Here is a 19,826-nt window from a genome sequence, read left to right as displayed (position 1 = left end):
ATTTGAGGCCAATCATCTATATTCCATACCCCGTTTTGATTTTCCTTCTTCAATCATGCCGTGAGCCCGCCGCTCTGCCAAGCGCCGCTTTTGCCAAAAAAAGAGCTCCCGGTCAAGCGGGAGCTCCAAACCGTTATTGAATGAGGCATTTTTCGTAGAGGCCGCGTTCTTTCAAGACGGAGATGAGCGTCTCCCCGATGACCGCCGGGGTCGGCGCCACTTTGATGCCGTAGTGATTGAGCGTTTCGATCTTGGCTTTCGCCGTGCCTTGGCCGCCCGACACGATGGCGCCGGCGTGGCCCATCCGTTTTCCGGGAGGCGCCGTTTGGCCGCCGATGAACGCCACGACCGGTTTATCGAGGTTTTCAGCAATCCATTTGGCCGCTTCCTCTTCGGCGGTGCCGCCGATTTCGCCGATCAAGATGATCGCATAGGTATCTTCGTCTTCTTTAAAGGCTTTCAACACGTCGATGAAGTTCGTGCCGTTCACCGGGTCGCCGCCGATGCCGACCGCCGTGGATTGGCCGATGTTCGCTTGGCTCAATTGGTGCACCGCTTCATACGTCAACGTGCCGGAGCGGCTGACGATGCCGACATGGCCTTTTTTGTGGATGTAGCCCGGCATGATGCCGATTTTGCATTCGCCCGGCGTGATGACCCCCGGGCAGTTCGGACCGATGAGGCGCGTCTTTTTCCCTTCCATAAAACGTTTGACTTTCACCATGTCAAGGATGGGAATGCCTTCGGTGATCGCGACGACGAGATCGAGGCCGGCGTCGACGGCTTCGATGATGGAGTCGGCGGCGAAAGCCGGCGGCACATAAATGACCGAGGCGTTCGCGCCCGTTTTTTCGACGGCTTCGGACACGGTATTGAAGACCGGAACGCCTTCCACCACCATGCCGCCTTTGCCGGGCGACGTGCCGCCGACGATTTTGGTGCCGTATTCGAGCATTTGTTTGGTATGGAAAAGGCCTTGTTTCCCCGTGATGCCTTGGACGATGACCTTCGTATCCTTATTTATGAAGATGCTCATCTGTTCCTGCCACCTTTCTAACTATTTGACCAACTCGACGATTTTCTGAGCGGCGTCTGCCATCGATTCCGCTGAAGTAATGTTCAAGCCCGATTCGTCCAAAAGTTTTTTGCCGAGCTCGACGTTCGTGCCTTCCAAGCGGACGACGAGCGGGACGTTCAGCCCGACTTGTTTCGTCGCTTCTATGATGCCGGTTGCGATGTCGTCGCATTTCATGATGCCGCCGAAAATGTTGACGAGGATGCCTTTCACCTTCGGATCGGAAAGGATGATTTTAAAAGCGGCCGCGACTTTTTCCGCGGACGCGCCGCCGCCGACATCGAGGAAGTTTGCCGGCTCGCCGCCGTAGTATTTGATAATGTCCATCGTGGCCATCGCCAACCCGGCGCCGTTGACCATCATGCCGATGTTGCCGTCAAGTGCGGTATAGTTCAGGCCGTATTTCGATGCTTCGATTTCTTTTTCATCTTCTTCATCCAAATCGCGCAGTTCGAGAATTTCCGGATGACGGTACAGGGCGTTATCGTCGAAGTTCAATTTGGCGTCGAGCGCCATGACTTGGCCGTCCCCGGTCGTCACGAGCGGGTTGATCTCGGCGACGGAGCAATCTTTTTCAATAAACACTCTGTACAGGCCGAGCATGAATTGAACGGCTTTGTTCACCAATTCTTTCGGGATATTCATGTTAAAAGCCAAGCGGCGCGCTTGATAGCTTTGCAGACCGATGGCCGGATCGATCGTTTCCTTGAAGATTTTTTCGGGGGTAGCTTTGGCGACTTCTTCGATTTCCATGCCGCCTTCTTCCGAACCCATCAAAACGACGCGGGATGTGGAGCGGTCGAGGACCAAACCGACATAATATTCTTTCTTGATATCGCTTCCTTCTTCGATCAAAAGGCGTTTGACCACTTTGCCTTCGGGACCGGTTTGGTGGGTGACGAGGGTTTTGCCGAGGAGCTCTTCGGCGTATGTACGGACTTCATCCAATGTTTTGGCAATTTTGACGCCGCCTGCTTTGCCGCGGCCGCCGGCGTGGATTTGCGCCTTCACGACATAAACGCTCGTATTCAGCGATTCGGCGGCCTTTACGGCTTCATCCACGGTAAAGGCAACCTTGCCGTTCGGAACGGCAACGCCGTATTGCCTTAAGAGGTCCTTGCCTTGATACTCATGAATATTCACGTTAGAAACCTCCAATCATCTTGAGTAAAACCCATTGCTTCATAATTGTATAAAACATTGTCATCTTTTGTCTAGTTCGGGTAACATCGACGGTTCAGTAAAAAAAATAAGCCCGCGCCGGGGCGGGGCTGTGTATGCGCTTTATTCCGGGCGCCGCGGAGGCATCGGATTTCCATAATTTTTGTCTAATTGGTAAATAAAGCTAAAAATCTCGGCGACCGCTTGATATAATTCAGGGGGAATGGCTTCGCCGATGTCCAATTGGATCAACAGCGCGACGAGCGTTTCGTCTTCCTGGATGGGGATATGATGCGCTTTGGCCGTCTCAATAATCTTCTTTGCCGTCTCCAGCGTGCCTTTGGCAACGACCTTCGGCGCCTCGTCGCGATCGGCTTGATAGCGAAGGGCGACCGCTCGCTTCACTTGTTCCGACGCTTTCATACTCTCACATCCAAGGCGCCCGGTTTAGGAGTGAAAACCGAACGCATTTCATCCAAAGCGTCTTCATCTTTGACGATTTTTAATGAAGCGAGGCGGTAGTTCCACTTCGCCAGCCCTTCGGAAAGGCTGGGCCGAAAGGCGTGAACGAGCCTGTCGATGCCCGGCGTACCGTTATACAACGTCATCGTCACCATCCGCTTTTGCACGAGGATGTTCAAGATCGTCTCTTTAATGTTGGCCAGCTCAAAGCGAAACGCCAGTCGCCAGTAATCGCCATCCATTTCTCCCCGCTTGTTGCGCTTGCCTTCTAAAATCGCTTCCACGTCGCGCAACGCGCTGCCGAAGCGGACCGGGAACGTAAAAAACAATTGGACAAACGCTTTATCCGCCTGGATGGACTGGAGCTGCTGGCCGGTGATTTGCTGCAACGCCTGGTTGACGGCCGCACGCATCGCTTCATCGCTCCGGTCGGAAGCGAGCAGCGAAAGCAGCACGGCTTTTAAATTATCGCTGGACGCAGCGGCATTGGGTTCCTCTCCATGCTTGAGGGCGGAAAACAACCCCGCTTCATGAAAATAGCCCATGAGAAATAACGTATCTTTCAACCAACCGCCCGAAAACTTCCCCATTTGAAATATCCGGGATTCCGCGGCCATTTGCTGAAGCGCGGACGCGTTCACGGGAAGGCCGAGGCGCTTTAGAAAAGCGTTCAGATCCTCGCCATTCCGCAAAACGGTTAACCGTCGGGCAGCGTCATCGGGCCACCCTTTTTCTATCTGTTCGGCATGCTCCGGAAACCGCTCGATCAGCCAGGCCTTGATCTCCTTTAAGCCCGCATCCGAGCGGGCTTTGAGGCGCAACGCGTGGAGAAACCCCGCCATCTCTTGGGGACGCCCGGGTCCCGGCCACTCGTCGAGAAGAGCGGCGAGACGGGTGAGCGCGGGCGCAGCGTCCGCCGTGGATTTGGCGGCTTCCAAAAGGGTGTTCAGGCGGTCGGAAACGCTTTTTGCTTGCGCCGCGCCGAGCACTTTTAATAAGGATTTTTCGAGCGGCCACCCTTTGGACAAGATGATGTCCAAGGCCTTTACATATTCGGAAAAACGGCCGGATTCAAACAAGCGATGGGCGGCGTGCAAAAGATCCGCCTGAAGCGGCCAATCGCGCTTCTGAAAGAGCTGAATGAGCGCCCGCGCCTTGCGATCGTTCGGCAGACCGAGGAGGCGGATCATCTCGCCGAGCGAGTCGCCGTCATCCGCCCTCCCGTCCGCCAGTTCTTTGATCATTTTCAAACGATACCCTTCAGGCTCTTTCAGCACTTGAAAAAGGTATTGGCCGCCCGTTTTCAGCGGCACTTCAACTCTGGCTTTCAGCGCGTGGCCGTGGACGTCAACCACCGCTTGTTCGCCTTCCAACAAATCGAGGACTTTCCCTTTGACGATTTGTCCGTCGGACGGTCGCGCCGACCGATTGTAGACCGGTTCCGGGCGACCGATGGATGGTATGGCCATAAGCTTTCCCTCATCCTGTGCGAATGGGAGCGAAACTCATGCGGTGTTCGGGGCACGGCCCCAATCGCCTTAATGCTTCGAGGTGCGTTTCCGTGGCATATCCCATGTGCCGACCGAACTCATACCCCGGATAACGGCGATCGAGCTCTTCCATCAGTTGGTCGCGCGTCTCCTTGGCGATGATGGAAGCCGCCGCGATGGACAGGCTGCGGGCATCCCCCTTGACGAGCGATTGTTGCGGGAGGTCCACATCGACGGTCATCGCATCGACTAAAAGAAAATCGGGCCGGACGTTAAGGTTCAAAACGGCGCGCTTCATGGCGAGCTTCGTCGCCCGATAAATATTGAGCGCATCGATTTCAGCCGCCGTGGCGATGCCGACGGAAACGGCGAGCGCGTGCTTGCGGATCACGGCGGACAGATGGCGCCGCTGTGCCCGCGACAATTGCTTCGAATCGTTGATGCCGTAGATCGGCTCATCCTCCGGAAGAATGACGCAGGCGCTGACAACCGGGCCGGCGAGCGGGCCGCGGCCGGCTTCATCGATGCCGGCGATCAAGCGATAACCCTTTTCGCGCCATTCCCTTTCAATCATCGTCATCCGTTCATATTGCGCGCGCTCAAGCTTCCGCTTCTCCTGCCGTTTTTCCCAGCGTTCGAGCAAAGCGCGCGCGCCCTTGCGATCGTCGCTGGCAAGCTCGCGGTATTCTTCGGGGGTGAGAACGGTCGCCTCCCGCAAGTACGCCTCCCATTCCTTCAACGATTTTCTCCTCATGATTCTCAACGCCTTTATCTTTATTATCGACGGATGTTTGGATTCGTTTAATCGCGCGCGGATCCGGGCGGCCATTCCAGCGTCAGGCGTCCAAACTTTTGGCCGCGGAAATCGCGGACGATGATCTCCGCGGTTTTATCGTAATCGACGCCGCCGCCGGCCATGACGGCGCCGCGCTTTCTTCCGATCGCATCGAACAAGCGGACGATGTCGTCCAGAGCGGCATCAAGATCGGTTAAACCGTAGCGCTCCGCCAAGGCTTCGGGGGCGTTTCGGAGCAAGTAGCGGAGCAGAAAAACGGCGACTTCCTGCTGATCAAGAATTTCATCTTTGATCGCGCCGGTTGCTGCCAACCGCAAACCGACGGTTTCATCGTCAAATTTCGGCCAGAGAATGCCCGGGGTGTCGAGCAATTCCATCGTTTTGCCGACCTTGATCCACTGCTGGGCTTTTGTGATGCCCGGGCGGTCGCCGATCTTCGCGATCCTTCTTCCCGCCAGCCGGTTGATGAGCGTCGACTTGCCGACGTTGGGGATGCCGACGATCAGCGCCCGGTCGGCCCGAGGCTTCATGCCTCTTTTTTCTTCTTTTTCCCGCCGCTTCGCGGTCAACCGCCGCACGGCGGCCGTAATCCGCTCCGCGCCTTCACCGGTTTGTGAGTTGACCGGCAGGCTGTCGACGCCCTTCGCTTTCCAATAAGCCTGCCAAGCCGCCGTGGCTTCCGGATCGGCGAGATCGCTTTTATTTAAAATGACGAGGCGCGGTTTCCCGCCGGAAATGTCATCGACGAGCGGATTGCGCGAGGACAGGGGAATGCGGGCGTCCACAAGTTCGATGACGACATCGATCCATTTTATTTTCTCGATCATTTCGCGTTTGGCTTTCGCCATATGCCCCGGATACCATTGAATGGTCAATCGGATCACTCGCTTCCGTCATCTAGTCGATCAGTTTGAAATCGCGCAAAGGCCAAAACAGGAGAACGGCTTTGCCGATGAGTTCGTCTTCCGGAATCGCCCCGATATAGCGGCTGTCACGGCTGTTTCTCCGGTTGTCGCCGAGCACGAAGACGGTGCCCTTCGGCACCTTCGCTTTGAAGTTGTAGGTCAACAAACCCTCGGTTTTCGCTTTGAAGGCCTCCAGATACGGCTCATCGACGGGTTTACCGTTCACGTAAAGCACGTCGTTTTTATATTCGATGGTGTCCCCGGGCAGCCCTATGACCCTTTTTATGTAATCCGCTTGTTCAGTCGCGTGAAAAACGACGATATCAAAGCGTTTCGGTTGCGCAAGTTTATAACAGATTTTACATATGATGATATGATCGCGGTCCTTTAATGTCGGCATCATCGAATGCCCTTCCACCATGATGTGAGCGAAAAGATAGTAGCGGACAAAAGCCGCGAGGATGATGGCGACGGCGATCGGCTTGAGCAGCCCCCAAGATTTTTTCTTCACAGCGGTCATCGTTAAGACCCCTTTCGCTGAGGCCGGCGAACGGACATTATTCTTCCCATGCGCGGCGGAGGATAAAACCGTCCATACCCCCGCGGCGGTGCGGACGGAACGCCGACCAAACAAAAAAGCAATGCCCGCAGATCGGGCGCCGATTTGAAAAAAGGAGCTTGACAGGCAAGCTCCTTCCAGGTCGTTCCTTATCGGCTTTTGATGCGGGCAGCTTTTCCGCGCAGATTGCGGAGATAGTACAATTTCGCACGGCGCACTTTCCCGCGGCGAACCACTTCGATTTTTTCAATCTTCGGCGAGTGCAGCGGGAACGTCCGTTCAACGCCGACGCCGTAAGACACTTTGCGGACGGTGAAGGTTTCGCTAATGCCGCCGCCGCGACGTTTGATGACTACGCCTTCGAACATTTGGATGCGTTCGCGTTGGCCTTCGACAACTTTCACGTACACGCGTACCGTGTCGCCCGGACGGAACTCGGGCAGATCGGTTCTCAATTGGTCTTTCGTGATTTCTCTGATCAATTCTTGCATGAGGCTAGCCTCCTTCCACCGAAATGTTCATGTAATGTTCTCAAGCCATTACAGCGGAACACCGTAGTCGCGGCACAATGCCACAAGTATTAATATAGCACAGCAAAAGAACCGTGCGCAAGAGCGCGCCATCATTCATTTAAATGATTACCGGGGAAGAAAAGAGGATTTATGCCGCATGCAAGAACGTTAATTAAAAGCATAAATGTACCAAAAATCACAGCCTCTCGAAGAAGCCGTCCGAATGACCGTTGAACCAACAACCCCATTTTTAATGCATAAGTCGATACGTCGTTCACGCCTAAAAAATCAGCAAAACATCCTATCTTTAAATTATTGAGGAAACGCTCGGTTATCCTTGCGAGGAATATCTGCAGTCAAGCACAGTTCCATTTGTTCCCGCGAGAGGCATCGAAGAACAACTCACTGAAAGCAAATGGTTTGCTTAATATGGAAATCTAGTGTCCTAAAGGGGCCTCTTTCTTTTGTTATTAAGACATAGAGGAAAATGGGTACTCGAAATGGACGAAACTTCAGCACTAAATGGTATTTATGAATTAGCAGAGAATGGATTCATATGAATCCACTGTTCTGGGTTTCCAATTTCTTATTTTTTCTCGTCGGTTTTATCATCGTTTTTATAGGTGATGGAGACCCCTATTTTAGTGCGATGTGTTTGGCCCCCATTCCGTTCGTCCTTGGACTGATTGAAGTCTTTAAAAGCCGGGATCAGGGCATGGCGGAATTGGAATGGACGACAAGACATTCTTTGCAAGAAATTATTTTATCTAAAACGGTCATTGTCGGAAGTTTTAACTTGTTGTTAAATCTAACGTTTACCCTTGTGTTCCCTTTTTTCTTAGAGGATGTTTGGTTATGGAAATTAATCCTCTATTGGATGACTCCGTTTACCGTTGTTTCTGCCATCGCGTTGATCATTTCCGGTGTAGTAAGAAACGGCTACGGAACGGCGATTTTTGTCCTTGCGGTTTGGGCAGGCATATCCTATGGAATTATTGTTACAGAGCGATCGAATCCTTGGTTGGAACAGATACACGTCTTTTATTACATTCTATTAAATATCGTAGCCGTATCCGTATTGTTACACCAAATCTATCGATTAAGTAAGAGTTACGTCTCGCCCGTATTGGAATAACTAATCGTTGACCAAAATAAGTTGAGATGAATGTCATACTTTTGCGCGATTATTTGCCAACCGAATCGTGAAATCGCGTAAGGTATTCCCATGGGTCATCGTTCACATCATCAGCTTGTTAATGATTGCTTTGCAAAAGAAGGCCTCTATCTAATGGTATCCGCGTACATTTATGATAGAGCGCCTTCTTTGTTTACAAAAAAATTTCGAGATACCCATCGTTTACCGATTGGTGCATGGATTATATAGAAGTTTCTTTTTTGATCTCCTCAAGGAGCGCTTTTTCGGTTTCATCCAAGGGGTAGTTTTCAAGGAGATCGGGCCGGCGTTCAAGCGTGCGGCGCAGCGACTCCTTCTTTCGCCACCTTTCGATCAAGGCGTGGTTGCCGGACAACAGCACGTCCGGCACCTTCATGCCGCGGAAATCGGCCGGGCGGGTATATTGCGGATGTTCAAGCAGCCCGGTCGAAAACGAATCGGTGGCCGGGGATTCTTCATTGCCGAGGACGCCCGGCAAAAGCCGGACGACGCTGTCGACGATGACCATGGCCGCGAGTTCCCCGCCCGTCAAGACGTAATCGCCGATCGACAATTCATCCGTCGCCAAATGCTCGCGCACGCGCTCGTCAAACCCTTCATAATGGCCGCAAATGATGATGAGATGCTTCTCTTTCGCCAGCTCTTCCGCCTTCTTTTGCGTAAACCGCTCGCCCTGCGGCGTCATCAACAGCACGCGCGGGTTGCCTTCCGAGCGCCGCTTAATGGCCGCGACGGCGTCGAATAAAGGCTGCGGCATGAGCACCATGCCCGCCCCGCCGCCATACGGATAATCGTCGACGCGCTTGTGTTTGTTGTCGGCAAACTCGCGGAAATCGGTGACTTGATAGGAAACGATCCCGCTCTCGGCCGCTTTTTTTAAAATCGACTGTTGAAAAACCCCGGTGAACATGTCCGGAAAAAGCGAAAGAATGTCAATCTTCATCTTCCACCAGCCCCGGAATGAGGTGGACGACGACCCGTTTTCGGGCGGTGTCGACGTGTTTGACGACGTCTTCTATGTACGGCAGGAGCACGTCTTTTTTCCCCTTTCGCTTGACGACCCACACATCGTTGGCGCCGGGGGAGAGAATTTCTTTGATTTTCCCCAAATGCGTCCCGTCCTCGTCAAAGACGTCGCAATCAATGATTTCGTAGTAATAATATTCGTGTTCGCCCAGCTCGCTCAATTGCTCTTCGGAAACAAAAAGGGAAAGCCCTTTCAGGCGCTCCGCGTCGTTGATCGAATCGATGCCGTCAAACTTTAAAAGATCGAAATTTTTGTGTTGGCGCCAAGACTCGACCGTCACCGATTCTTTTTCGGCGGCATGATCGCGTCCGACATATAAAACGCTACCGGAAGCATAACGTTCATCGGGAAAATCGGTTTGGCTGATGACGCGCACTTCGCCTTTGATGCCGTGCGTATTGACGATTTTTCCGACATAAAACCAATCGGTCAAGAGCGAGTCCCCCTTTTTAATCGTGAATGGCGGAACGGAATGCGCTTGCATTTATTATTAAGGCCATGTACGCTTCGGTTCATACAACGCGTTCCGATTTGATCCAAAAGGAAAGGGGAAGGATAACCTCCCCCTTATTCCTTAATGGCCAATGTAGCTTTTTCGTGATGAGCGAGTCCCGCCGCATGCACCACCGCTCGCAACGCGGCGGCCATCCGGCCGTTCTTGCCGATGACCTTTCCCATATCTTGTTTATTCACCGTCAACACGTAAGTGACACCCCGGTCGCTCGACTCTTTGGTGACTTGAACATCGGCGGGATGGTCGACAAACGGCGTGACGACCTCTTTGATGAGCTCATCCATCACTTGTCACCTCGGGGGTTCACTTACTTTTTTTGCTTGGCGTTGTGGAATTTCTCCATGATGCCTTCTTTGGAAAACAGGTTGCGGACGGTGTCCGAAGGTTGAGCGCCCTTCATGAGCCAATCGAGCGCTTTTTCATGATCGATTTTCACTTCCGCCGGTTGGGCGATGGGATTGTACGTCCCGATTTGATCAATGAAGCGTCCGTCGCGCGGCGAACGAGAATCGGCGACGACGACGCGATAGAACGGGCGTTTTTTTGCCCCCATGCGTTTTAAACGAATTCGAACTGCCATATCTAATGCCCCTTCCTAGCCAATTCCTGGTCAATTTTATAATTTATGTGAACGGACGGAGCGCCCGTTACATAAACGGTAGATTAAAGGGATTTTTCTTCTTTTTCCCCTTTGTCATGCCCATCATTTGCTTCATCATTTTCTTCATGTCGTTGAATTGTTTGATGAGGCGGTTGACGTCTTGAATCGACGTCCCGCTGCCTTTGGCGATGCGGCGCTTGCGGCTCGCGTTGATGATATCGGGATTCGCTTTTTCCTCCGGCGTCATCGAACGGATGATCGCTTCAACCCGGGCGATTTGCTTTTCATCGATCTTGATGTTTTTCAAGCCTTTGATGCGTCCAGCGCCGGGCAGCATCGAAAGCAAATCCTCAAGCGGCCCCATTTTGCGGACCTGGGCGAGCTGATCGAGGAAATCGTCGAACGTGAAGCTCAGCGTCCGCATCTTTTGTTCCATTTCCTTCGCCTTTTCGGCATCCACGGCGGCTTGCGCCTTTTCGATGAGGGTGAGGACGTCACCCATGCCGAGGATTCTCGATGCCATGCGATCGGGGTAAAAAGGTTCCAGCGCATCGAGTTTTTCCCCGGTTGCCGCGAACTTGATGGACTTGCCGGTGACCGCTTTGACGGACAAGGCGGCGCCTCCGCGCGTGTCCGCATCCAGCTTCGTCAATACGACGCCGGTGAGGTCAAGCGTTTGGTTAAAGCTTTCCGCGACGTTGACGGCATCTTGACCGGTCATCGCGTCGACGACGAGCAGGATCTCATGCGGCGAAACGGCCTCCTTGATCTTGACCAATTCGGCCATCATCTCATCATCGACGTGCAGCCGGCCTGCGGTGTCGATGAACACGACGTCGTGGTGGTCGGCTTTGGCCGCCTCCACGCCCTGCTTCGCAATGTCGACGGGATCGGCCTGTTCCCCGAGGGAAAACACGGGGATGCCGAGCTGCTTGCCGAGCGTTTCCAGCTGCTTGATCGCCGCCGGCCGGTAAACGTCGGCCGCCACGAGCAACGGTTTTTTGTTAAAGTGCTTGCGCGCGTAGTTCGCGAGTTTTCCCGTCGTCGTCGTTTTCCCAGCGCCCTGGAGACCGACGAGCATGATCACGGTCGGCGGCTTCTCCGCCCATTGAATCTTGCTTTGCTCGCCGCCCATCAGTGCGGTCAGTTCTTCCTGGACAACCTTGATGACCTGTTGTCCCGGGGTGAGGCTTTTCAGCACTTCTTGTCCGACGGCGCGCTCTTTCACTTTGTTGATGAAATCTTTGACGACTTTAAAATTGACGTCCGCTTCGAGCAAAGCGAGGCGAACCTCGCGGGCCATCTCTTTAACGTCCGCTTCTGTGACCTTGCCTTTGCCCCGAATTTTTCTGAACGTATTTTGAAGCCGGTCGGCCAAATTTTCAAACGCCATACGCCCGCCTCCTAATCCAAGTTCTCAAGCGCGCGGACGATGGCCAATCCCCGCTCGGGGGACCAGCGGTTTTCCAAAATCATGTTCCGCAAATCCCGGAGAAGTTTCGAGCGGCGCACGTATTTGTCATATAAACCGAGCTTCGCTTCAAAAGATTCCAAGAGCGCAATCGTCCGCTTTAAATTGTCGTAAACGGCTTGACGGCTGATGCCAAACGCGCTCGCGATTTCCCCGAGCGAATAGTCGTCGCCGTAGTACATATCCATGTACTCCCTTTGTTTTTCGGTGAGCAAAGGTTGGTAGAAATCGTAAAGCGCGTTCACCCGGACCGTTTTTTCAAGCATCTGCCTCACCCTGTAAAGTCGATTCACTTTACACAACGTTAATCATAACGGCAAGCGCAGCGAATGTCAAGCTTTTTTTCTTGTCGGCGCCGCCAATAAATAAGCCGGCCCCTGTCCGGACCCGGTGCGGCGCCGTTCATCGTCTTTAGGCCGATGGCGTGCCGTCCTCGCCTTGGATCATATCCGAGAAAAGCCCGTAAACGAAGGCGTCGGCGTTAAAAGGCTCGATGTCTTCAATGCCTTCGCCCAGCGTCACAAACTTAACGGGCAAATCGAGCTCGCGGCGAATGGCGAAGACGATGCCGCCCTTCGCCGTCCCGTCGAGCTTCGTCAGAACGATGCCGGTGACGTCGGTCGCCTCGCCGAAGACCTTGGCCTGGCTCAAGGCGTTTTGCCCGGTCGTCGCATCGAGAACCAGCAAGACTTCGTGCGGCGCGCCGGGCAGTTCCCTGGCGATGACGCGTTTGACCTTTTCAAGCTCTTTCATTAAATTCACCTTGTTTTGCAAGCGGCCAGCCGTATCGCACAGCAGCACATCGACGCCCCGCGAGCGCGCGGCGTGGACGGCGTCATAGATGACGGCAGCGGGATCGGCGCCTTCCTGGTGTTTGATGACGTCGACTCCGGCGCGTTCGCCCCAGACTTCCAGCTGATCGATGGCCGCGGCGCGGAACGTGTCGCCCGCCGCGAGCAACACCTTTTTGCCTTCTTGTTTAAAACGGTGGGCGAGCTTGCCGATCGTCGTCGTTTTGCCGACCCCGTTGACGCCGACGACGAGGATGACGGTCAGCCCGTCCGGATTCAAGCGAAGTTGGGGTTCTTCGGCGGATTTCGTCAGCATGCCGCTCAGCACTTCGACGATCGTCTCGCGCAACGCTTCGGGATCTTTGATGTTCCGGCTTTTCGCTTCATCTTTCAAGCGATCGACGAGCTCGGTGACCGTCGCGACGCCGACATCGGCCGAAATCAGGATGTCTTCGAGTTCTTCAAAGAAATCTTCATCGATTTTGCGGTAACGCTTGACCAATTGGTTGACTCTCGTCGCGACCGACGCCCGCGTTTTGGTGAGGCCGTTTTTAAACTTGCCGGTGACCGCTTCGGTTTGGCCGGCAATTTTCTCTTTCAGTCTTTTAAAAAAGCTCACAATGATTCCTCCTTCATCCGACGAGCGCTTCCGTGTCTTCCAAGCGGACGGAGACGAGCTTGGACACGCCGGATTCCTGCATCGTCACGCCGTACAAAACATCGGCGTTTTCCATCGTCCCTTTGCGGTGGGTGACGACGATAAATTGAGTATCCTTGCTGAAATTGCGTAAAAACGCCGCGTAACGGTCGACGTTGGCGTCATCGAGCGCGGCCTCCACTTCATCGAGGACACAAAAGGGGACCGGACGAACTTTCAGAATCGCAAAGAGAAGCGCGATCGCCGTGAGCGCCCGCTCCCCGCCCGAAAGCAAGGAGAGATGCTGGAGTTTCTTGCCCGGCGGTTCGGCCATAATTTCCACCCCGCTGTACAACAAATCGTCGGGATCGGTCAACTGCAAGTCCGCGCGGCCGCCGCCGAAGAGCGCTTTGAAAATTTCCTGGAAGCGGGCGCGAACCTGTTTGAACAAATCGCCGAAGCGTTTTTCGACCTCTTGGTCCATCTCGGCGATGACGTTCAGGAGCGTCTCTTTCGCTTGCAGCAAGTCTTCGCGCTGTTCCTGCAAAAATCGGTAGCGCGTCGAGACGCGTTCGTATTCGTCGATCGCCCCGAGGTTCACCTGGCCGAGCGCTTCGATGTCCCGCTTTAGGCTTTTGACTTTGCGCCGCGCCTCTTCGACCTCCATCTTCAACGGGTAGCGCGTTTTGGCGGTCTCATAAGCGAGCTCGTACTCTTCGCGCAACCGGTTCAGGAGATTGTCCAGCTCGACATCCAAGCGCTCGAGGGCGATTTCTTCGCGCCGCAGCGCCTCTTCCGTTTCCTTGTGAACGCGCTTTTTCTCCTTTAATTCGACTTCGCCTGCTTGCAGCCGCTCGGTAAGCTGGATGCGTTGCTTTTTCCGCTCGGCGATCCACGCCGAAATCCGCTCTTTGTCCCGGCGGCTTTCTTCCAGCCGCTTTTCCAACGCGGCGCGGTCGGTGTCGTGTCCGGCGAGCGTTTCATCAAACGCTTGGACGGCCGCCCGCGCGTCCGAAAGCTCATTGGTGAGGCGTTCCAGCTGTTGCGAACGCCGCCTCGTTTCCTCCATCTGCGCGCGCACGACTTCCTGCTGGCGAGCGAGCGCCACTTTCATCTCCGTAATCTCCGATTCGAGCGCCTTTTTCGCTTCATCCTGATGCTCTTTTTGATGGGTCAGTTCGGCGATCGCCGCGTTCATCGCCTTTTCTTCTTCGGAGATCTGAGCCTGCTCCGCCTTTAATGCCTCGATGCGCGCTTCCAGAGACGACCTTTCTTCTTCGAATCCTTTCCGTTCCCGTTCGAGGAGCGCCAAGCGGTCGGAGGCGCTTTTTTCGGCAAAATCGCTTTCTTTAAGCGCGGATTCCAGATCTTCCGCCTCTTTTGCCAACACCGTGGCGACCCGTTCGGCGTCCTCCTTTTCCCGAAGCGCGGCGCGGATCGCCTTTTTGAGTTCTTCGAGCCGGCTCTGGACTTCCGCACGTTTCGCCGTCATCTCGTCGATTTGCTTTCCGATCCGTTCGATTTCCCGCGACCGCCCCAAAAGATTGACGGTGGTCGTTTTCCGGCTGCCCCCGGTCATCGCGCCGCCGGGGCTGACAACATCGCCGTCCAAGGTCACCAAACGGTAGCGGTAACCGAGGCGCTTTGCGATGTCGTTCGCGCCTTTGAGATCCTTGGCGACGAGGATCGAACCGAGCAATTGGCCGACGACGGCGTGGTACGCCGGGTCATATTCCACCAGGGCATCCCCCGTCCCGACAAACGCCTCATGCTCGCGGGCGAGGCGCAAATCGTGTTCCGGCAATCGGCGCGGCCGGATGACGGACAGCGGTAAAAACGTAGCGCGCCCAGCCTTCTTGGTTTTCAAGTACTGGATGGCGGCGCGCGCGTGGGCTTCGTCATCCACGACGATGTGTTGCATCGCCGCGCCGAGCGCCGTCTCGACCGCAACCTCATAGGCTTTGTTCACGCGAATGAGCTCGGCGACGGCGCCGTGAATGCCGGCGAGGGTCTTGCCTTTGGCTTTAAGGACCGCTTTCACGCCGCCGTAGTAGCCGGCGTATTCTTCTTCCATTTCTTTAAGCATGTCGCGTCGCGATGACGCCTGTTGGATCAACGGTTCGATTTTTTGCAGGGCATCCCGATTCTTTTCCCATTCCGCTTGCAGCGCCTGCAAGCGCGTGTCGAGGGAGCGCAAGTGCTCTCGCGCTTCTTTGAACGCCGCCGCTTTTTCGTCATAACGACGAGTAATCTGCTGTTTTTCCGCCTTTACGGCATCAAGCCGGCGGCGGGCTTCGGATTCTTCTTCGCCCAGTCGTTCGGCCCGTTTGAGCAATTGCTCCCGCTGTTCAAGCAAATAGCGGATTTCGTTGCGCACGCCCGCGCCCCGGTTCATCCATTCGAAGTAATCGGATTTCAGCGCCTCCAGCCGCTCATCGATGTCTTTTTCAAAACGGGCGAGCCGCTCGGTTTTCTCCGCGAGGCGATGCTCCAAATCCTTCAGCTTCGCATTTTCCGCATCGAGCTTTTCCTTCTCGGCTCGCAGCGCGTTTTCTTCATCCTTCTTTTGGGCTTCCAATTCTTCGATATGTTGCTTGAAACGGGCCGCGTTTTCCTGCGCGTTTTTGCTGCGCTCCTCGAGCAGTTTTTTCTCGCCCTCGTATTTTTCGTGAAGCTCGCTCGCCGCAAGCAGCGCTGCCTGCAGTTCATCGATCGATTCATCAAAGGCTTGAACGGCGCTTTGCAGGCGTTCCTGTTCGGACTCCGCTTTCTGAATGTCGGCCAGTTCACCGAGCGCTTTCGCTTTTAACGCCTCGACCGCTTTCGTTTTTTCCTGCCAGCGTTCATGGGTGATGCCGATGTCGTGGGCGAGAAGGGCCACTTCGATCGCTTCCAGTTCCGAACGCTTCTCCAAGTATTCCTTGGCGACCGAAGCTTGGTCCTCCAGCGGCTGGATTTGGCTTTCCAGCTCGTAGAGGATGTCTTCGACGCGGTTTAGGTTTTCCTGGGCATCCGCGAGTTTTTTTTTCGGCGTTTTCCTTGCGTGTTTTATATTTCAAGACGCCGGCGGCTTCTTCAAAGATCTTGCGCTTCTCCTCCGGCTTGCTGTTCAGAATGTCGTCAATCTTGCCTTGGCTGATGATGGAATACGCTTCGCGGCCGAGCCCGGAATCCATGAACAAGTCGACGATGTCCTTCAATCGGCATTTCTGGCCGTTCAAATAAAATTCGCTTTCTCCCGAACGAAACACGCGCCGGGTGACGCTGATCTCGCTGTAATCGGTGTTCAAATACCGGTCGCCGTTGTCGAGGGTGAGCGTCACCTCCGCCATGTTCAGCGGGCGCTTGCCGTCGCTGCCGGCAAAGATGATATCCTCCATCTTCGCGCCGCGCAGCGTTCTCGCCGACTGTTCGCCGAGCACCCAGCGGATCGCGTCCGTGATGTTGCTCTTGCCGCTTCCATTCGGGCCGACGACCGCCGTCACGCCCGGATGGAAGTCGATGGTCACTTTATTTGCGAACGATTTAAAACCGACGATTTCCAACTGTTTGAGAAACATAGGCCGCTGCCTCCCGTACACTATAAGCCATTCTATTTTATACTATCGGTTCGGAGAAATAAAGCCGGCGCCAAGCCGCTCGTTTGCCGAAAAGTCGGGGGTTTGGAAGGCGGACCGGCCGTCCTTTTGGATCTGCGTTTCAAAGCAAAAGAAGAACCCTCCCGGACGGAAGGGCTGCTTCATTTACGACTTTAAGGCGTTCAACGCCTGGCGGGCGGCTTCTTGTTCCGACTCTTTTTTTGAACGCCCCGTCCCCGTTCCGAGGACGGCCCCGTTCACCAACACGCGGGAGACATATTCCTTATTATGAGCCGGCCCTTTTTCGGACACGACGGTGTAATCGATCTCGCCCATGTTGCGCCGCTGCACGTATTCTTGCAGCTCGCTTTTGTAATCCATCCTATGTGAAAAAGCACCGGAACGGATTTCGGGAAACAAGACGGCATCCAAAAAACGGCGAACGGCATCCGCGCCTTGATCGAGATACAGGGCGCCGACAAACGCTTCAAAAATGTCGGCGAGAAGCGCCGGCCGTTGCCGACCGCCTGTAGCTTCTTCCCCTTTTCCGAGAAAAACCATGTCCGCAAACTTCAGTTTTTCGGCGAGTTTGACGAGGGAAGGTTCACAGACGACCGCCGCCCGAAATTTGGTCAATTCGCCTTCATCAAGATCGGTGAAATGCTCGAACAAATAGTGGGAAACGAAGAGTTCGAGAACGGCATCGCCGAGAAATTCCAAGCGCTCATTGTGCGCCAACGCGCCGCGATGCTCATTCACATAGGATGAATGAGTAAAAGCCTGCACCAATAAGTTTTCATCGTGAAACGGGATGCCGAACGCTTTTGTAAAAGACCGGAGCTTTTGCACCCGTTCCATATCGCTCGATGGCCATTGATCGCGTGAATCCAACGGAAAACCTCCATTCAAGCCTTGATCCTTTTCGGAAACGGAAGACAACGCCATCTCCCCCTTGAAAAAGGGTAGAATAAACGGAAAGTCCCGTGTGAAAACCGGGACTTTCACTATTATTCATGTCAGGATTGGTGGCTTTTTATGTACTCCACAACGTCTCCGACCGTCAAAATCTTCTCGGCATCTTCATCCGAGATTTCTAGGCCGAATTCGTCTTCGAGTTCCATCACCAATTCCACGACATCAAGGGAATCGGCTTCCAAATCTTCTTTAAAAGAAGCTTCCGGAGTCACGTCGGCTTCGTCTACGTCAAGACGTTCAGCGACGATTTTCTTCACGCGAGCCAAAATATCATCCGACATTCTTGTCACCTCCCCTCAAAGGGTGCGCGTCATTCGCACGGAAGACCGCTTTATACACAAACAATATTTTAACCGCCATATTTCATCGGGTCAATCCGTACTGGGCGGCGCTTAACCCATGACCATGCCGCCGTCGACGCAAAGCACCTGGCCGGTCATGTAATCGCTCGCGCTCGAAGCGAGGAAAAGCGCGACGCCGGCCACATCTTCCGGCTTTCCGAAGCGGGCGAGCGGAATTTGCGCCATCATGGCGCGTTTCGTCTCCTCTGGCAGATTTTCGGTCATATCCGTTTCGATAAATCCGGGAGCGATCGCGTTCACCGTGATGTTCCGAGGGGCGAGCTCGCGCGCCGCCGACTTGGTCAAGCCGATGACGCCCGCTTTCGCCGCCACGTAATTCGCCTGTCCGGCATTGCCGATGATGCCGACGACCGAAGCCACGTTGATGATTTTGCCGCGCTTTTGTTTCATCATTTGCCGCGCGACGGCTTTGGTCGTATGGAAGACACCTTTTAAGTTCGTATTCAAAACGGCGTCCCAATCTTCTTCTTTCATGCGCATGAGAAGACCGTCGCGCGTAATGCCGGCATTGTTCACGAGAATATCCAGCGATCCGAACACGTCGATGACCTGTTTGACCATGTTTTGGACGGCTTCGGCGTCCGAAACATCGGCTTGCACGGCAAACGCCTCGGAGCCCAGCGCTTTGATTTCCTCGACGACTTTCTGAGCCTGCTCAGCGTTTCCTGCGTAATTCACTGCCACTTTGACGCCTGCGCCGCCAAGAGCCAAGGCGATGGCCCGGCCGATGCCGCGCGACGCTCCCGTTACTAAAGCCGTTTGTCCTTTCACGCGCCGCTCCCTCCTTTTAAGTCTGCCACGGTTTTTTCGAAGGATTCGTAGTCATTCACGTTAAGCACCCGCGCCGACCGTTCGATTTTTTTGATGAGTCCCGCGAGCACTTTCCCCGGGCCGACTTCAACGAAGGTGTCGACGCCGAGCGCGACCAATTTCTCGACGGATTCGATCCAACGCACCGGCGAATAGATTTGCCGAAGCAACAGTTCTTTGATCATGCCGCGATCCGTCACGAGATCGGCCGTCACATTGGCAACGACCGGCACGCGCGCGTCTGCGATCGCGATAGCCTCCAGCACCGCTTTGAGCTTTTCGGCGGCGGGCTTCATGAGTTCGGAATGGAAGGGGCCGCTGACATTCAAGGGGATGACGCGTTTGGCGCCCGCTTCCTTGGCGGCGGCCGACGCTTTTTCCACCCCCGCCTTCGTCCCCGAAATGGCGATCTGCCCCGGACTGTTCAGATTGGCGAGCTGGACGAGATCGCCGGAACGCGACACTTCGTCACACACTTCGGCGAGACGAGCGGCATCCAGCCCTAAAACCGCCGCCATCGCGCCGGTGCCCGCCGGAACCGCTTCTTCCATATACAATCCGCGCATGCGCACCGCATAAACCGCATCTTCAAAAGCCAAAGCGCCGGCGGCAACGAGCGCGCTATATTCCCCAAGGCTGTGACCGGCGACGTAGTCAGGCACCAATCCTTCCTTCTCAAGCAAAGAAAGCATGGCGACGCTGGCCGTCAAAATGGCCGGTTGCGCGTTCTCCGTCAGCGTGAGCGTCTCCGCCGGGCCGTTAAAAATGATATCGGACAGTTGATAACCGAGTCGAGCGTCTGCCTTGTCAAACAAGGCTTTGATTTCGGGAAACCGGCCGGCGACATCTTGCGCCATGCCCACCGCTTGCGAACCTTGTCCGGGAAACACGAACGCTATCTTTCCCACTGCCTCATCCCCCGTTCC

At 54.7% G+C, this 19,826-nt stretch carries 21 protein-coding genes and 1 pseudogene; 1 reads left to right on the top strand and 21 read right to left on the bottom strand.

Annotated features, from left to right (window positions below):
• Nucleotides 1–133 precede the first annotated feature (133 nt).
• The 8 genes from sucD to rplS all read right to left on the bottom strand — a co-directional run bounded on the left by sucD (nucleotide 134) and on the right by rplS (nucleotide 6,939).
• On the bottom strand, nucleotides 134–1,036 hold the full coding sequence (gene sucD, locus CCB157_RS06360; protein WP_077615067.1) for a succinate--CoA ligase subunit alpha: 903 nt from the start codon (nucleotides 1,034–1,036) through the stop codon (nucleotides 134–136).
• Nucleotides 1,037–1,057: 21 nt separating this feature from the next.
• Nucleotides 1,058–2,218, bottom strand: coding sequence for an ADP-forming succinate--CoA ligase subunit beta (sucC, locus tag CCB157_RS06355; protein WP_077615066.1), 1,161 nt, complete (start codon nucleotides 2,216–2,218; stop codon nucleotides 1,058–1,060).
• Between the two features lie 141 nt (nucleotides 2,219–2,359).
• Nucleotides 2,360–2,659: an EscU/YscU/HrcU family type III secretion system export apparatus switch protein gene (locus CCB157_RS06350; RefSeq protein ID WP_077615065.1), complete on the bottom strand. Its 300-nt coding sequence runs from the start codon at nucleotides 2,657–2,659 to the stop codon at nucleotides 2,360–2,362.
• The gene (locus CCB157_RS06345) at nucleotides 2,656–4,167 is read right to left on the bottom strand and encodes a TP0910 N-terminal domain-containing protein (RefSeq protein ID WP_077615064.1); all 1,512 of its coding nucleotides are present in this window, start codon (nucleotides 4,165–4,167) and stop codon (nucleotides 2,656–2,658) included. The genes CCB157_RS06350 and CCB157_RS06345 overlap by 4 nt, the downstream gene beginning before the upstream one ends.
• Before the next feature lie 10 nt (nucleotides 4,168–4,177).
• Nucleotides 4,178–4,942, bottom strand: a complete 765-nt coding sequence (gene rnhB / locus CCB157_RS06340; protein WP_077615132.1) for a ribonuclease HII — start codon at nucleotides 4,940–4,942, stop codon at nucleotides 4,178–4,180.
• A 47-nt stretch (nucleotides 4,943–4,989) separates the two neighbouring features.
• A complete protein-coding gene (gene ylqF, locus CCB157_RS06335; protein ID WP_077615131.1) occupies nucleotides 4,990–5,859 on the bottom strand; it encodes a ribosome biogenesis GTPase YlqF in 870 nt (289 codons plus the stop codon).
• Between the two features lie 22 nt (nucleotides 5,860–5,881).
• On the bottom strand, nucleotides 5,882–6,409 hold the full coding sequence (gene lepB, locus CCB157_RS06330; protein WP_077615063.1) for a signal peptidase I: 528 nt from the start codon (nucleotides 6,407–6,409) through the stop codon (nucleotides 5,882–5,884).
• 188 nt (nucleotides 6,410–6,597) lie between these two features.
• Complete coding sequence (gene rplS, locus CCB157_RS06325; protein WP_077615062.1) at nucleotides 6,598–6,939, bottom strand: 50S ribosomal protein L19; 342 nt, start codon at nucleotides 6,937–6,939, stop codon at nucleotides 6,598–6,600.
• A 577-nt stretch (nucleotides 6,940–7,516) separates the two neighbouring features.
• On the opposite strand from rplS, the gene CCB157_RS06320 reads away from it, so the two are divergent.
• On the top strand, nucleotides 7,517–8,095 hold the full coding sequence (locus CCB157_RS06320) for a hypothetical protein (protein WP_077615061.1): 579 nt from the start codon (nucleotides 7,517–7,519) through the stop codon (nucleotides 8,093–8,095).
• A gap of 241 nt (nucleotides 8,096–8,336) precedes the next feature.
• On the opposite strand, the gene trmD is transcribed toward CCB157_RS06320, so the two are convergent.
• The 13 genes and pseudogenes from trmD to fabD all read right to left on the bottom strand — a co-directional run bounded on the left by trmD (nucleotide 8,337) and on the right by fabD (nucleotide 19,808).
• On the bottom strand, nucleotides 8,337–9,077 hold the full coding sequence (gene trmD / locus CCB157_RS06315; protein ID WP_077615060.1) for a tRNA (guanosine(37)-N1)-methyltransferase TrmD: 741 nt from the start codon (nucleotides 9,075–9,077) through the stop codon (nucleotides 8,337–8,339).
• Complete coding sequence (gene rimM / locus CCB157_RS06310) at nucleotides 9,067–9,594, bottom strand: ribosome maturation factor RimM (RefSeq protein WP_077615059.1); 528 nt, start codon at nucleotides 9,592–9,594, stop codon at nucleotides 9,067–9,069. Before rimM ends, trmD begins: the two co-directional genes overlap by 11 nt.
• A gap of 134 nt (nucleotides 9,595–9,728) precedes the next feature.
• Nucleotides 9,729–9,959, bottom strand: a complete 231-nt coding sequence (locus CCB157_RS06305; protein WP_077615058.1) for a KH domain-containing protein — start codon at nucleotides 9,957–9,959, stop codon at nucleotides 9,729–9,731.
• A 23-nt stretch (nucleotides 9,960–9,982) separates the two neighbouring features.
• Entirely contained in the window at nucleotides 9,983–10,255 is a 273-nt protein-coding gene (rpsP, locus tag CCB157_RS06300; RefSeq protein ID WP_077615057.1) for a 30S ribosomal protein S16, read from the bottom strand.
• 67 nt (nucleotides 10,256–10,322) lie between these two features.
• Nucleotides 10,323–11,669, bottom strand: coding sequence for a signal recognition particle protein (ffh, locus tag CCB157_RS06295; protein ID WP_077615056.1), 1,347 nt, complete (start codon nucleotides 11,667–11,669; stop codon nucleotides 10,323–10,325).
• 11 nt (nucleotides 11,670–11,680) lie between these two features.
• Complete coding sequence (locus tag CCB157_RS06290; RefSeq protein ID WP_077615055.1) at nucleotides 11,681–12,013, bottom strand: putative DNA-binding protein; 333 nt, start codon at nucleotides 12,011–12,013, stop codon at nucleotides 11,681–11,683.
• 145 nt (nucleotides 12,014–12,158) lie between these two features.
• On the bottom strand, nucleotides 12,159–13,157 hold the full coding sequence (ftsY, locus tag CCB157_RS06285) for a signal recognition particle-docking protein FtsY (RefSeq protein WP_077615054.1): 999 nt from the start codon (nucleotides 13,155–13,157) through the stop codon (nucleotides 12,159–12,161).
• Between the two features lie 13 nt (nucleotides 13,158–13,170).
• Nucleotides 13,171–16,227, bottom strand: coding sequence for a chromosome segregation protein SMC (gene smc / locus CCB157_RS06280; RefSeq protein ID WP_439951308.1), 3,057 nt, complete (start codon nucleotides 16,225–16,227; stop codon nucleotides 13,171–13,173).
• A gap of 34 nt (nucleotides 16,228–16,261) precedes the next feature.
• A pseudogene (locus tag CCB157_RS18445) lies at nucleotides 16,262–16,735 on the bottom strand (AAA family ATPase); the annotation flags it as partial.
• 183 nt (nucleotides 16,736–16,918) lie between these two features.
• Nucleotides 16,919–17,611: a ribonuclease III gene (rnc, locus tag CCB157_RS06275; RefSeq protein WP_077615130.1), complete on the bottom strand. Its 693-nt coding sequence runs from the start codon at nucleotides 17,609–17,611 to the stop codon at nucleotides 16,919–16,921.
• Nucleotides 17,612–17,769: 158 nt separating this feature from the next.
• Nucleotides 17,770–18,009, bottom strand: coding sequence for an acyl carrier protein (gene acpP, locus CCB157_RS06270; RefSeq protein WP_077615053.1), 240 nt, complete (start codon nucleotides 18,007–18,009; stop codon nucleotides 17,770–17,772).
• Between the two features lie 111 nt (nucleotides 18,010–18,120).
• Nucleotides 18,121–18,861: a 3-oxoacyl-[acyl-carrier-protein] reductase gene (gene fabG, locus CCB157_RS06265; protein ID WP_077615052.1), complete on the bottom strand. Its 741-nt coding sequence runs from the start codon at nucleotides 18,859–18,861 to the stop codon at nucleotides 18,121–18,123.
• Complete coding sequence (gene fabD / locus CCB157_RS06260) at nucleotides 18,858–19,808, bottom strand: ACP S-malonyltransferase (RefSeq protein ID WP_077615129.1); 951 nt, start codon at nucleotides 19,806–19,808, stop codon at nucleotides 18,858–18,860. Before fabD ends, fabG begins: the two co-directional genes overlap by 4 nt.
• Between the last annotated feature and the right edge of the window lie 18 nt (nucleotides 19,809–19,826).

This window comes from Caenibacillus caldisaponilyticus (assembly GCF_002003465.1).
GTDB classification, from domain to species: Bacteria; Bacillota; Bacilli; order Bacillales; family Sporolactobacillaceae; genus Caenibacillus; species Caenibacillus caldisaponilyticus.
The sequence above is the reverse complement of the archived record's forward strand: the minus strand, read 5'-3'. Positions and strand labels throughout refer to the sequence as shown.

Bases quoted from the DNA above. Each gene is read 5' to 3' on its own strand.
- sucD (WP_077615067.1), bottom strand. From the start codon at position 1,036: ATGAGCATCTTCATAAATAAGGATACGAAGGTCATCGTCCAAGGCATC.
- CCB157_RS06350 (WP_077615065.1), bottom strand. From the start codon at position 2,659: ATGAAAGCGTCGGAACAAGTGAAGCGAGCGGTCGCCCTTCGCTATCAA.
- CCB157_RS06345 (WP_077615064.1), bottom strand. From the start codon at position 4,167: ATGGCCATACCATCCATCGGTCGCCCGGAACCGGTCTACAATCGGTCG.
- rnhB (WP_077615132.1), bottom strand. From the start codon at position 4,942: ATGAGGAGAAAATCGTTGAAGGAATGGGAGGCGTACTTGCGGGAGGCG.
- lepB (WP_077615063.1), bottom strand. From the start codon at position 6,409: ATGACCGCTGTGAAGAAAAAATCTTGGGGGCTGCTCAAGCCGATCGCC.
- rplS (WP_077615062.1), bottom strand. From the start codon at position 6,939: ATGCAAGAATTGATCAGAGAAATCACGAAAGACCAATTGAGAACCGAT.
- CCB157_RS06320 (WP_077615061.1), top strand. From the start codon at position 7,517: ATGAATCCACTGTTCTGGGTTTCCAATTTCTTATTTTTTCTCGTCGGT.
- trmD (WP_077615060.1), bottom strand. From the start codon at position 9,077: ATGAAGATTGACATTCTTTCGCTTTTTCCGGACATGTTCACCGGGGTT.
- CCB157_RS06305 (WP_077615058.1), bottom strand. From the start codon at position 9,959: ATGGATGAGCTCATCAAAGAGGTCGTCACGCCGTTTGTCGACCATCCC.
- rpsP (WP_077615057.1), bottom strand. From the start codon at position 10,255: ATGGCAGTTCGAATTCGTTTAAAACGCATGGGGGCAAAAAAACGCCCG.
- ffh (WP_077615056.1), bottom strand. From the start codon at position 11,669: ATGGCGTTTGAAAATTTGGCCGACCGGCTTCAAAATACGTTCAGAAAA.
- CCB157_RS06290 (WP_077615055.1), bottom strand. From the start codon at position 12,013: ATGCTTGAAAAAACGGTCCGGGTGAACGCGCTTTACGATTTCTACCAA.
- rnc (WP_077615130.1), bottom strand. From the start codon at position 17,611: ATGGAACGGGTGCAAAAGCTCCGGTCTTTTACAAAAGCGTTCGGCATC.
- acpP (WP_077615053.1), bottom strand. From the start codon at position 18,009: ATGTCGGATGATATTTTGGCTCGCGTGAAGAAAATCGTCGCTGAACGT.